Origin of the sequence: Candidatus Pelagibacter sp. Uisw_127, from assembly GCF_047722515.1 — a bacterium.
In the GTDB taxonomy this organism is placed as follows: domain Bacteria; phylum Pseudomonadota; class Alphaproteobacteria; order Pelagibacterales; family Pelagibacteraceae; genus Pelagibacter.
This window is the reverse complement of sequence record NZ_CP159815.1, coordinates 382,324-395,063: the sequence shown is the minus strand read 5'-3', so window position 1 is coordinate 395,063 and position 12,740 is coordinate 382,324. Positions and strand designations below refer to the sequence as shown.

14 protein-coding genes are annotated in these 12,740 nt (G+C 31.3%); 5 read left to right on the top strand and 9 right to left on the bottom strand.

The window, feature by feature from the left end; genetic code table 11:
• Nucleotides 1–6: 6 nt before the first annotated feature.
• From ABXT65_RS02080 to dctP, 6 genes are read right to left on the bottom strand one after another with little or no spacing between them, the layout of a single operon-like run.
• On the bottom strand, nucleotides 7–1,311 hold the full coding sequence (locus ABXT65_RS02080) for a malonyl-CoA decarboxylase domain-containing protein (protein ID WP_415302663.1): 1,305 nt from the start codon (nucleotides 1,309–1,311) through the stop codon (nucleotides 7–9).
• Nucleotides 1,312–1,317: 6 nt separating this feature from the next.
• Nucleotides 1,318–2,154: a sulfite exporter TauE/SafE family protein gene (locus ABXT65_RS02075; RefSeq protein ID WP_415323863.1), complete on the bottom strand. Its 837-nt coding sequence runs from the start codon at nucleotides 2,152–2,154 to the stop codon at nucleotides 1,318–1,320.
• The gene (gene dusA / locus ABXT65_RS02070) at nucleotides 2,154–3,158 is read right to left on the bottom strand and encodes a tRNA dihydrouridine(20/20a) synthase DusA (protein ID WP_415323862.1); all 1,005 of its coding nucleotides are present in this window, start codon (nucleotides 3,156–3,158) and stop codon (nucleotides 2,154–2,156) included. Before dusA ends, ABXT65_RS02075 begins: the two co-directional genes overlap by 1 nt.
• The gene (locus ABXT65_RS02065; RefSeq protein ID WP_415295666.1) at nucleotides 3,148–4,479 is read right to left on the bottom strand and encodes a TRAP transporter large permease; all 1,332 of its coding nucleotides are present in this window, start codon (nucleotides 4,477–4,479) and stop codon (nucleotides 3,148–3,150) included. Before ABXT65_RS02065 ends, dusA begins: the two co-directional genes overlap by 11 nt.
• Nucleotides 4,479–4,973 carry a TRAP transporter small permease subunit gene (locus ABXT65_RS02060; RefSeq protein ID WP_415295665.1) on the bottom strand — a complete coding sequence of 165 codons (495 nt, stop codon included), beginning with the start codon at nucleotides 4,971–4,973 and terminating at the stop codon, nucleotides 4,479–4,481. Before ABXT65_RS02060 ends, ABXT65_RS02065 begins: the two co-directional genes overlap by 1 nt.
• Before the next feature lie 46 nt (nucleotides 4,974–5,019).
• Nucleotides 5,020–6,030, bottom strand: coding sequence for a TRAP transporter substrate-binding protein DctP (gene dctP, locus ABXT65_RS02055; RefSeq protein ID WP_271482773.1), 1,011 nt, complete (start codon nucleotides 6,028–6,030; stop codon nucleotides 5,020–5,022).
• A 92-nt stretch (nucleotides 6,031–6,122) separates the two neighbouring features.
• Between dctP and ABXT65_RS02050 the strand changes: the two genes are divergently transcribed.
• The gene (locus ABXT65_RS02050; RefSeq protein WP_415323861.1) at nucleotides 6,123–7,268 is read left to right on the top strand and encodes a CaiB/BaiF CoA transferase family protein; all 1,146 of its coding nucleotides are present in this window, start codon (nucleotides 6,123–6,125) and stop codon (nucleotides 7,266–7,268) included.
• On the opposite strand, the gene rpoZ is transcribed toward ABXT65_RS02050, so the two are convergent.
• Nucleotides 7,265–7,834 carry a DNA-directed RNA polymerase subunit omega gene (rpoZ, locus tag ABXT65_RS02045; protein WP_415323860.1) on the bottom strand — a complete coding sequence of 190 codons (570 nt, stop codon included), beginning with the start codon at nucleotides 7,832–7,834 and terminating at the stop codon, nucleotides 7,265–7,267. The two genes, ABXT65_RS02050 and rpoZ, sit on opposite strands and share 4 nt — an antisense overlap.
• 42 nt (nucleotides 7,835–7,876) lie before the next feature.
• Nucleotides 7,877–9,085, bottom strand: coding sequence for an MFS transporter (locus tag ABXT65_RS02040; protein WP_415323859.1), 1,209 nt, complete (start codon nucleotides 9,083–9,085; stop codon nucleotides 7,877–7,879).
• 14 nt (nucleotides 9,086–9,099) lie between these two features.
• On the opposite strand from ABXT65_RS02040, the gene ABXT65_RS02035 reads away from it, so the two are divergent.
• Nucleotides 9,100–9,966, top strand: a complete 867-nt coding sequence (locus ABXT65_RS02035; RefSeq protein WP_415323858.1) for an NAD(P)-dependent oxidoreductase — start codon at nucleotides 9,100–9,102, stop codon at nucleotides 9,964–9,966.
• A gap of 6 nt (nucleotides 9,967–9,972) precedes the next feature.
• Nucleotides 9,973–10,572, top strand: a complete 600-nt coding sequence (locus ABXT65_RS02030; RefSeq protein ID WP_415323857.1) for a flavin-binding protein — start codon at nucleotides 9,973–9,975, stop codon at nucleotides 10,570–10,572.
• On the opposite strand, the gene ABXT65_RS02025 is transcribed toward ABXT65_RS02030, so the two are convergent.
• Nucleotides 10,569–11,081 carry a gamma carbonic anhydrase family protein gene (locus tag ABXT65_RS02025; protein ID WP_415323856.1) on the bottom strand — a complete coding sequence of 171 codons (513 nt, stop codon included), beginning with the start codon at nucleotides 11,079–11,081 and terminating at the stop codon, nucleotides 10,569–10,571. The genes ABXT65_RS02030 and ABXT65_RS02025 overlap by 4 nt on opposite strands.
• Nucleotides 11,082–11,101: 20 nt before the next feature.
• Between ABXT65_RS02025 and ABXT65_RS02020 the strand changes: the two genes are divergently transcribed.
• Nucleotides 11,102–11,656: a thioredoxin family protein gene (locus ABXT65_RS02020; protein WP_415323854.1), complete on the top strand. Its 555-nt coding sequence runs from the start codon at nucleotides 11,102–11,104 to the stop codon at nucleotides 11,654–11,656.
• Nucleotides 11,656–12,738: a glycosyltransferase family 4 protein gene (locus ABXT65_RS02015; RefSeq protein WP_415323852.1), complete on the top strand. Its 1,083-nt coding sequence runs from the start codon at nucleotides 11,656–11,658 to the stop codon at nucleotides 12,736–12,738. Before ABXT65_RS02020 ends, ABXT65_RS02015 begins: the two co-directional genes overlap by 1 nt.
• The last annotated feature ends 2 nt before the right edge of the window (nucleotides 12,739–12,740 follow it).

Genomic DNA, 12,740 nt, shown 5'->3' with positions numbered 1-12,740 from the left:
ATATATTTATAAATATTTCTTTATTTTATCAGAGACGATTACTTTATTATTATTCATATATTCTTCATGATTTTTTTCTATATTTTTAAGTTCATAAAGATAATTAACCATCACACCATAAGATCTTTTAAAACCAGTTTCTGAAATATTTGCATTAACAACTATATCATCAACAATTGCTCCATTGCCTAAATGAAATCTACTAACATCATTCACTGGTAGTCCTTTTTCATTTTTTTCATTAACAATATAATGAGCTACTAATCTTATTATAGCTTCTTTATTTCTTATAATTCTACTATCACCTAATTTTAAGTCTTGAGATTTTAAAAAGATCGCATCTTGATCTTTTAGATCGCCTAAAATATTTTTAATCTTAGTTTCCTCTAAATAGGTAAACCAATCAGCAAACCCTGGGATAGGTGATAAGGTACCAAAGTTTTTAATGTGAGGTAGTTCTTCTTGTATTTCATAAACCACTCTCTTTATTAAAAAATTACCCAAGGTTACTCTTGATAGACCTTCTTGACAGTTACTAATTGAATAAAAAGTAGCTGTATCATAAGATTTTACCTCATTATCAGTCGGCTTCATTAATTCTTGAATAGATTTACCAAGACCTTTTGTAAGGGCTACTTGAACAAAAATAATAGGCTCATCTTCAAGTGCCGGGTGAAAATAAGAAAAAAACCTTCTATCTTCACCTAACCTTCTTTTAAGTTCGTTCATATCTTTTATTTGATGAACTCTTTCGTATTTAATTATTTTTTCTAAAACTGCAGCCTTTGTATCCCATGTGATTTTAGCAAGTTTAAGAAATCCTGGATTAAACCAAGCTCTAAATAAATGTCTAAGATCATTATCTAATTCTGAAAGTTCTTTATTGTCTTTTAATATTTTTATTAAATCTTCTCTCAAGGCAACTATAATCGCAGTTCCATTGGGTGCCATATTCATTCTTCTAAAAAGTTCCCTTCTCTTACCTTCAGAAACTTTAAATAAATCAGACAAAGTTTTTTCATTTTGAGATTTCGTATAATTTTCAATTGCTTCATTAACTTTTGTAAAGCTGGGCTTATATTTATCGTTAATTTTTTTAAAAAATAATAATTTATTTTCTGGAGATAGTGATTGATATAGTTCAGTAATATCTCTAGCTACAGTAATACCGAATGCTGCCCCTTTGTGTGAAATTAAATCATCACATAAAGATATAATAGATTCTAAGTCATTTTTTTTAATATTTTTTATACTAAAAAGTTTTTGACCTGCATCAGCAATTGATGAAATTATCTCTTTAAAATTAAACATAATTAATTATATAATATTTAAATATTCAACGAAAGATCTTATGGATACTATAAGCAAAAAAGTACCAAATATTTTACTTAATAGTTTTTTATCTATTTTATAAACAGCCTTTGCTCCTAACCTAGCCATAATCATTGTAACTGGAACAAATACTGCAAACCCTAATAGATTTATATAACCCACACTAAAAGGAGTATTGATATTATCAATTATCTTTCCACCCATAATCATGGTGATCGTTCCACTAAGTGAAATCAAAAAACCAACTGCTGCAGCTGTGCCAATCGATTTTCTTATGTCATAACCAAAAGTTCTCATAAATGGCACCATTAGAGATCCACCACCAATACCTAGGGGCACTGAAATAAAACCAATCACAATCCCAGAAATGTTTTTAACAATGTTAGAAATTGTTTTAGGATTTTCCACAAGTTTTTCTCTAAGGAAAATAAAAAATAAACCCACCATAAAAGCAAATATTGAAAAGAATAATACTAGAGTTGGTGTCTTTAGATTTACTGCTAAAAAAGTCCCCGCTATAACCCCCAATAAGATAAATATACCAAAGGATTTTACCATCTTGAAATCCACCGCATCATATTCCATATGAGTCTTGGTCGAAATTATTGAAGTTGGGATAATAATTGCTAAAGAAGTTCCAACAGCTAAATGCATTCTAGTTGCTAATTCAAAATCTAATACAGTAAAAGCATAATACAAAGCTGGAACCATTATAATTCCACCACCAACGCCAAGTAATCCAGCCATAAAACCTGCTACAGCCGCAGATATTCCAAGGACCGCTAGTAGGTTAATTATCTCACCGTAGTTTAAATTTTCCATTATGAGCTAACTTGATTAGCTTTCTCGTTATTTTGCACAATAGTCATTATATGTTTTGATTTTTGAAAATCTGAATCTCTTGCCATCATATTATCACTTAAATATCTCTTCCAATCTTTTGAACCAATTTGCCCATGATATAATCCAACTGTGTGTCGCATAATATGATTTACTTTTGTGCCAAGCTTAACTTCTTTCTCAAGGTACTCTAGTAGTTTCTCGGCAATCTCTTCTCTTGTAGGTCTTTCTTTTGTTCCAAAAATTTCATTTTCAATTTCAACTAACGAATAAGGATTTTGATATATGGATCTACCAATCATAACACCATCACATAAGGTTAAATGATTTTTAATCTCATCAATTTTTGAAATTCCTCCATTGATAATAATTTCTAAGTCTGGATTTTCTACTTTTATTTTGTAGACCATTCCATAATTAAGTTTTGGAATATTTAAATTTTGTTTAGGTGACATTCCAGTTAAAATAGCTTTTCGAGCATGTAATATAAAAGTGCTACAACCAACCCCTTTCATCTTTAATATAAAATTATTTAAGTAATCAAATTCTTCAGTATCATCAAAACCAATTCTAGTTTTTGCAGTGACTGGAATTTTACAAGCATTCACCATTGAATCGATGCATTCTGCAACAAGATCTGGTTCTCTCATCAAGCAAGCACCAAACATATTTTTTTGAACTTTTTTACTAGGACAACCTAGATTGATATTAATCTCATCATAACCCATGTCTTCTGCAATTTTTGCAACTTCAGCTAATTCTGCTTTATCGGATCCACCCACTTGTAAAGCTAAGGGTTTTTCTTCAGGACTATAAGATAAAATTTTTTTTCGGTCTCCATGTATTGCAGATTTTGTTGCAACCATTTCTGAGTACAGCATAACATTCTTGCTCATCAACCTTAAAAAATATCGATCATGACGATCTGTACAATCCATCATGGGTGCTACAGAAATTTTTCTATTAATGTCTTTTTTAATATCCAAGAGGTTTACCCATTAATTTATCAGGTAACCAACTTACAATTTCAGGAAAAATACACAATATCAATATGGATAAAACCATCATCATCATAAATGGAAATGATCCTTTTAAGATTGTAGATAAACTTACATCAGGTGTTATTCCTTTTATTATATAAAGATTTAATCCAACAGGTGGTGTAATTAAGCCTATTTCCATATTTATAGTGAATACAATCGCAAACCAATATGGATCAAAACCCAACGTAGTTATAACAGGTAATAATATAGCTGAAGTCATCACAATAACGGCAACTGGTGGTAAAAAGAAACCAGCAACAAGTAAAAACACATTAACCATTAAAAAAATCATCCACTTATTGCTACTTAATTCAATCATGCTTTGAGCAAGGGATTGCGTTACATAAAGTTGGGATAGTGTGAATGCAAAAAGATAGGATGCCGCAATAATAAACATTATCATAACACTCTCTTTCATTGAAATTTTAACAATATTCCATATTTTTTTAGGCTGATAAATTTTATAAACAACTGCAATCATTACAAAAACTAAAAATGCTCCAACACCAGATGCTTCAGATGGTGTCGCAACTCCTCCATAGAGAACATATAAAACCCCAACAATGATTGCTAAAAACGGAAAAATTCTAGGAAGAACTTCAAATTTTTCTTTTAAAGTTGGTGGCTTTCTATTTCTTAATAATTTTGATGCATTTTTATCAATGAAGTAACTGTGTATTAATGCCCACACAGCAAAAAGACTTGCCAACATAAACCCAGGAATAATGCCAGATAAAAATAGTCTTCCAATAGAAGTTCCTGTTGCCATACCATAAACAATTAAAACTATACTAGGTGGAATTAAAACTCCTAAAGTTCCTCCAGCAGCAATTGTTCCTGTGGCAATTTCATCTGAGTATCCTCTTTTTCTCATTTCAGGAATTCCCATGGTACCAATAGCAGCACATGTCGCTGGACTTGATCCGCTTAAAGCTGCAAAAATAGAGCATGCACCAATATTAGATATAACTAAACCACCTGGAACTCTCCATAACCATCTATCAAGACCAGTATACAAATCTTTGCCTGCAGGTGAATGGGCAACTGCCATCCCCATAAGAATGAACATCGGGATTGACAGTAATACAAAAGAATTTAGTCCTGCATAAAAAGTTTCAGCAAATACATCTAACATTTGCAGTCCTTCGAAAGCAACCAAGAGAGTAATTGAAACAAAACTTAATCCAAAAGCAATTGGAATACCTGAGAATAAAACTATTAGTGTAAAAACAGCAACAATTATTGCAATCGTTAACGGATCCATTATTTAAAATCCTTTTCATCAAATAGTTTTATTATTTCAGCAATATATTGAAGTATCATTAAAATAGAACCTATTAACATTGATGAATAAGGCACCCATAAAGGAGGATCCCATATTGTGCCTGTAGTGTAATTTTTAATGAAAGCTTCCTCTACCATTAAGAAACCAAAATAAAACAATGTTAGAAAAAACCCTAAGCTTAAAAATGAAGTAAAGATCTTGAGTTTAATAATATTTTTTTTAGACATAAAGTCGTAGATCCACTCCATACTTACATGAGCTTTTTCACTTAAAACATAAGCACTACCAATAAAAGTAGATGCAACAAGCAACATTGTAACCAATTCTGTTTGCCAAGTAATTGCATGTTGAAAAAAATATCTTTCAAAAACTAGTTCGACAATTACCAAGATAGACAAGATTAGAGCACCTACAGCAAAAGCTCCACAAGCTTGAGCTGTGTAATTACAAAATTTTAAATAATTTTTTATCATAAAAAAAGCCCTTATTTATTTTAAAACAAGGGCTTTATATATTAATTTATTTAACTGCTAAAGCCATTTCCATAAGCTTAGCACCACCTGGTACTTGCTCTGCAAACGCTTTGTGGGCAGTTTTCTTTGCGATCTCAATCCATTCAGCGTGATCTGCGGCAGTCATATATACTAACTCAACACCAGCATCTCTATAAGCATCTTCAAATGTCTTATCAAGGTTAGCTACTTGTGCTGTCATATATTTTTCAGCTACTTTTCCAGCTTTCATAAGAGCTTTTTGTTGCTTAGAACTTAAAGCATCAAAAGACTTCTTAGACATAAGGATCGGCTCATACATAAACCATAGACCAAATTTTCCTGGAGGTGTTGCACATTTTACTTGTTCGTAAATTTTGTAACTTACAAAACTTCCTGAGCTAGTATTTGCACCAGTTAATACACCTGTTTGTAGACCAGTATAAATTTCTGAAGATGGCATACTTTGAATACCAGCTCCTGCACCTTCAAGCATTTGGTTAAATGCTTTTCCAGCTGCTCTCATTACTTGACCTTTTGCATCACTAGGTTTTCTAATACATTTTGTTTTTGAAACAAAACCACCACCTAACCAAGCATCAGATAAAACAACTACACCTGCATCATTAATGATTTTTTTAATCTCAGTCATCATTGGAGATTTATTAAATCTTAGTGCATGATCATGGTTTTTAACTGTTCCTGGCATTAAAGTTGCACTGAACTCTGGGTGAAACTTTGATGCGTATCCTAAAGGGAAAGCAGATATATCTAATTGACCAGTAGTCATTGGCTTCCACTGTTCTTTAGGCTTATATAAAGATTTTGCAGGGTAAATTCTGATATCAATATCAACATTAGCTTTTTTTACTTCATCAGCAATAATTTGAACCATTTCGTGACGTGGGTCAAAAGATCCATCAGCTCTAGGAGTACCAGGCCATTGGTGACTTGCTTTTAACGTTACCGCATAAGCAGAACCAACTGTTGATAAAACTAAAACTAATGCTGTAAAATATAACGATATTTTTTTAAACATTATTATTCCTCTCATTATGTTATTTAAGAGATGCATATAATTAAAGTTATTGATAAGAGTCAACACTACACAAACACACTATTGTATAAAATATGGACGGTCCTTTAAAAAACCTATTAGTTCTTGACCTAACTAGGGTCCTAGTTGGCCCTTATTGCACAATGATGCTCTCAGATTTAGGTGCACGAGTGATAAAGGTAGAAGCGCCAGAGGTTGGTGATGATTCAAGAAAATTTGGGCCCTTTATTGAGGATTATTCAGCCTATTTTATGTCACTAAATAGAGGGAAAGAAAGTATAGCACTTAATCTAAAAAACACTGATGATAAAAAAATATTTGAAAAAATATTAGCTAAAGCAGATATCTTAGTTGAGAATTTTAAACCAGGTACATTAGAAAAATGGGGATATGGATGGAAAGATGTTTGTAAAAAATATCCAAGATTAATTTATGCATCAGCTTCTGGCTTTGGACAAACAGGTCCATTAAAAGAATTGCCTGCTTACGATATGGTTGTTCAAGGTATGGGTGGTTTAATGAGTGTTACCGGTCAGCCAAATTCTGAACCAACAAGAGTTGGTACATCTATCGGTGATATTACTGCAGGCTTATTCACAACTGTTGGAATTAATGCAGCCCTTTATGATAGAGAAAAAACTGGCAAAGGAACTTTTATTGATGTTTCAATGCTGGACTGTCAAATAGCAATTTTAGAAAATGCTATTGCAAGATATCTTGCTAAAAATGAAATACCAAAACCAATGGGATCCCGTCACCCATCTATTGCTCCTTTTGAGGCTTTTAAAACAAAAGATAGTCACATCATTATAGCAGCTGGTAATGAAAAATTATTTGAAAAACTTTGTAATGTTTTAAATATTCCTGAAATATCTAAAGATCCAAAATTTAATACAAACTCATTGCGATCAGAAAATATGGATGATCTTAAAAAAATACTTGAAGATAAACTTATTGTTAAGAATACTAATGACTGGATAAGTGAAATGGAAAAAGAAAAAATTCCATGTGGTCCAATATTTAATATTAAAGAAGCCGTTGAAAACCCTCAAGTTCAAGCAAGAAATATGATTGTTAAAGCACATCACAAAGTAATTGGAGATTTTAAATTAGCGGGTAATCCAATTAAAATGTCTAATTATAAGGATGAAACAACGCGTGGTGATATTCCAGACTTAGATGAACATAGGGAAAAAATCTTAAAGGAATTTAATAATTAACTATTAGGTTCTGTTTCTTCTGCATCTTCTTTTGCAGTTTCAGTTTCAGCTATTTGATCTAAAGAAACTTCAGTTTCTTCACTAACAGTTTCAGTTTCTTCACTAACAGTTTCAGTTTCTTCACTAGCAGTTTCAAGTTCTGGATTAACTTCTACTTCAGGTTCTGCTTTTGCAGTTAGTTCTTCTAAATCTTCCGGTGCAACTTGAATTTTTTCTGGAATTTTTCTAGCTCTTTTAGATGGTAGAATAGGTGTTCCACTTTTAGAAATTTCACCTTTGTACATACTATCAAAATCATCACCAATAATTTCGTCATCATCTGTACCATCATCAACTTGTTCAACATGTTTTCTAAGTTTATGAATGGCACTATCAGTTAAGTCTGAAACTTTAATAGTTTCTTCTGCAATTTCTCTTAAAGATATAACTGTGTTTTTGTCGTTATCTCTATCAAGAGTAGGCTCAAGACCTGAATTTAATTGAACAGCTCTTTCTTTAGCAACCAATACTAATTCGTAAGGACTTTCTACTTTATCTATGCAATCTTCTACTGTTACTCTAGCCATGCGCAGTATCTATACGGTGGTTAAAAAAAATCAAGGTTAATTTTACAAATATTGAGGATTAAGCTTGCTCTTTACAAGGAATAGCAACGATATTGCAATTAAGACATAAGATCCTGAAACTAAAGCGATTTGTTCAATAGAAAAGCTATTATCAATCAATATTCCAAATAAAGCTGTTCCAAATGCAGTTGAAAAAACCATGAAGGCTGTTGTGAGAGCTTTAATGGAACCAATATATTTAACACCATAAATTTCAGCCCATGTAGCAGAACCTAAAACATTTGATAGTCCATTTGAAACCCCAATTAAACCAAGGAAAGCATAAGATGAAAATGGTGAATTAAAATAATAAAGCACAAAGGTTGCAACTAATAAAGGAATGTTCATGTAGATTAATAATTTTCTACTTGTAAATTTATCAATCAAAAACCCAGATAAAAATAAAGTAATAACTGATAGAACTGAATACACCATAAAGGATTGGGCTATTACATAAGGTCCCCAATTTTTAGATGAGACTATAAAAGATTGATAAACAAATGTTCCTGTTGCAATTGAGGGCATCGCCAACATAGTTAAGCAAATAATATAAAATCTGTAATCTTTTAATACTTCACTTCTTTTCCATTGTTTGATTTCTTTTGTCTTAACATCATTAAGATTTATAATTTCCCTTGAATCTAATTTAATATTTTTTACTAATGAAAAAGTAATTATTGGCAACACTACAATGACAAAAATTGAAATAACTATCCAAATATTTCTCCAATCGACAAAAGTTAATAAAAAAATAATTAATAATGGCAAAATAAATTCAGCCAACGATAAACCAAGCCAAGTTGTACTTAATGCACGTCCCCTAGTCTTTTCAAAAAATCTTGAAATCGTTGTAGTTGCAGTATGAGACATTAGTCCCTGACCTGACAATCTCATTAAAAAAATTGAGAAAAATAAAAAAACTACTGAAGAGATTTTAGAAAATAAAAAACAAGAGATTGCCAGTAAAGCAATCACATAAGATGCAAATTTTAAAATATTAAAGTCATCTATCTTTTTACCAACCCAAACAAGTATAAAACTACTTAATAAAGTTGCGGATGCATATATTGATCCAAATTGACCATGACTGATAGAAAGTGCATCTCTTATACTTGAATTAAACAATCCTAAAAAAAAACTCTGTCCAAAACTTGAAAAAAATGTAAATATAAAACCAAATAAAATTACTTTAAAATTCAAACTTTTAAACATAGGAAATAGAAATTATGAGCAATGTTGCATTTATAGGTTTAGGTGTCATGGGTTATCCAATGGCAGGGTATATATCAAAAGCAGGCCACAATGTAACTGTTTATAATAGAACAGCTGCAAAAGCTGACAAATGGGTTGCTGAATTTAAAGGATCTAAAGCAGATACACCTGCAAAAGCTGCTGAGGGAGCTGACTTTATATTTACCTGTGTTGGTAATGATAACGATTTAAAAGAAGTTACTTTTGGTGACAATGGTATTTTTAAAACAATTAAAAAAGGTTCAGTTTATATTGATAACACAACGGCATCCGCAACAATAGCTAGAGAGATTTACGCTCATTCATTAAAGAATGAATTTGGTTTCTTGGATGCACCTGTGTCTGGTGGTCAAGCTGGTGCTGAAAATGGTGCGCTAACTGTAATGATTGGTGGAGATCAAGTAAACTTTGATAAAGCTAAAGACATTATTGATTGCTATAGTAAAAAAATGAAATTATTAGGTGGTGCTGGAAATGGTCAACTAGCAAAAATGGTTAACCAAATTTGTATTGCAGGTCTTGTTCAGGGTTTATCAGAAGCGATTAACTTTGGAAAAAAAGCAGGCTTAAATATGGAAGATGTAATTGAAGTTATATCTAAAGGTGCTGCTCAATCTTGGCAAATGGAAAACAGATACAAAACGATGATTGATGATCAATTTGAGTTTGGTTTTGCAGTTGATTGGATGAGAAAAGATTTAAAAATTGCAATGGATGAAGCTAAAAATAATGGCTCACAACTTCCTGTAACTGAAGTGGTTGATAAGTATTACGGTGAAGTTCAAGATATGGGTGGAAACCGTTGGGATACATCGAGTTTGATTAGAAGACTTAGTAAATAATCTATAATGCAACCAGCCTACTACGAAGATTTTGAAGAGATCAAAAATAAAATTTGGTCAATGTTGGATAATGCTATCAAAGATAGAGGCTCTCCATTTAGAATTCCAGTATTTATCTCTGGTAATCAAAATGACTTTGATGGAAGAATTGTAGTTCTTAGAAAATCAGATAGAGAAAATAATCTTGTCCAATACCATAGCGATATCAGATCAGATAAAATTACTAAATTAAAAGCAAATAAAAATGCAGCAATGTTATTTTATGACAAGGATGAAAAGATTCAAGTTAGACTTAAAGTTGAATGTACCGTTAATCATGAAAATGATATTACAAAACAGTCTTGGTTAAAAACAGGACATATGAGTAGAAAGTGTTATTTAGTAGATAACGGACCAGGAACATTATCTGAAACCCCTACTTCAGGACTAAAACCTGAGTTAGATAATTTTGAATTTACTATGGAGCAAAGTGAAGTTGGATATAAAAATTTTACTGTTATTCAATGTAAGGTTAAAAGTATGGAGTGGCTTTATTTAGCAGCTAAAGGTCACCGTCGTGCTAAATTTGATTTAGAGAATAACAAGGATACTTGGTTAATTCCCTAAAAAACTGATTTAGAATATTTCTTCCAATTGTCCTGATAGTGAATAGCGTTTTCAGTAATTAATTTTGCTTCTTCGTCTGAGACTTGTCTTACAATTTTACCAGGAGATCCAATAACCAATGAATTGTCTGGTATTACTTTATTTTCTGTTACCAGAGCATTTGCACCAATGATACAATTTTTTCCAATCTTTGCTCCATTTAAAATTACAGCACCAATTCCAATTAAAGAATTGTCATCAATTGTGCAGCCATGAAGCATAACTAAATGACCAATAGTTACATCTTTACCAATTTTTAATGGATAACCTGGATCAGTGTGCAATACACTGCCATCTTGAATATTAGAGCCTTCACCAACATGAATATTTTCAACATCGCCTCTTAAAGTAACATTAAACCAAATGCTGGTATTTTTTTCTAAAGTGACATCACCAATGATAGATGCATTAGATGCAGACCAATTATTACCTAAATTTTTAACTTTTTTATCTTCCAAATCATAAAACATAACTTATATATTATTATAACATGCCGTTAAAAACTCCAATATGTGATTTCGGACAAGCTGCTAAAAGCTTTGAATTAAAGTCCACTAATAACGAAATTATAAAATTAAATGACATTAAAGGGACAAATGGAACTTTGGTTATGTTTATCTGTAACCACTGCCCTTACGTAAAAGCTGTTATTAAAGACATTGTCGAAGATTGTAAAAATTTAGAAAAGCATGGAGTAAAAGCAATAGCTATTTCAGCAAATGATCCAATAAATTATCCTGAAGATAGTTTTGAAAATATGATTGAATTTGCTAAAAAACATCAATTTAATTTCCCTTATCTATTTGATGAAACTCAAAATGTTGCAAAAAGTTATGATGCAGTGTGTACTCCTGATTTTTTTGGATACAATAATAATTTAGAATTACAATACAGAGGTCGAATAAAAGAATTAGACAATTTAAAACCAGTGAGATCTGGTGATAGTGATTTATTTATTGCAATGAAACAAATAGCTGAGACGGGCAAAGGTCCTGAAACGCAAATTCCAAGTGTTGGCTGTGGTATTAAATGGTTAGATAATTAATGTATTTAATAGTTACAAAAACATTTCCCCCAGAAGTTGGGGGCATGCAAAATTTAATGTGGGGTTTAGCGAATGAACTTTCAAAACACTACATGATAAAAGTATTTGCTGATCATTATGAAAATCATCAATTATTTGATGAGCAAGTTTCTTTTTCAATAGAACGTGTTGGTGGAATAAAACTTCTTAGAAAATATAGAAAAGCTCAATTGATTAATGAATTTATTAAAGAAAATAAAATTGATGGCATTATTGCTGATCATTGGAAAAGTTTAGAACATCTTAAAACTAATAAAAAAAAGATATGCTTGATCCATGGTAAAGAAATTAATCATGAAAAAGGCACCTCTCTTAATAAAAGGGTATTAGAAGTTTTAGATAATGTTGAAACCATCGTTGCTAATTCTGAGTACACTAAAAATCTAGCTATTTCATTGGGTGTTCAGCAAGATAAAATCATAGTTATTAATCCTGGTGTTGACCCCGTTGAAGAATTAGATAAAAAAACTTTAGATAAAGTAGAGAACTTATTAAAACACAAATCTCCTAGATTAATTACTGTCTCTAGATTTGATAAAAGAAAAAATCATGAAAAAGTCATCATGGCTCTTCGAAATTTAAAACAAATCTATCCAAGTATTGTCTATATTTGTGTGGGTTATGGAGTCGAAGAGGAAAACATAAAAAAGTTAGTAGCTGAATTAGGTCTTCAGCCACAAGTGATGTTTTTTAAAGATATCTCTAATGAATTAAAAAATGCACTAGTTGCTAAATCTAATGTTTTTGTAATGCCATCAATTGTTCATAAAAAATCTGTTGAAGGATTTGGTATTGCTTATGTTGAAGCAGCTCAATATGGATTGCCTTCTCTTGGAGGAAAAGATGGAGGTGCAGCAGATGCAATCGAGCATGAGAAGACGGGTTTAATCTGTAATGGTAATGAATTAGATGAAGTTTACTCATCTATTAATTTAATGTTAGAAAATAATAAATTTCATGAGTATGGAAAGGCTGCCAAAGAAAGCTCTGCTAAGTTTAAGTGGAGTACAATTATTGAAGAATATAAAAAAGTCTTAAACTAAAA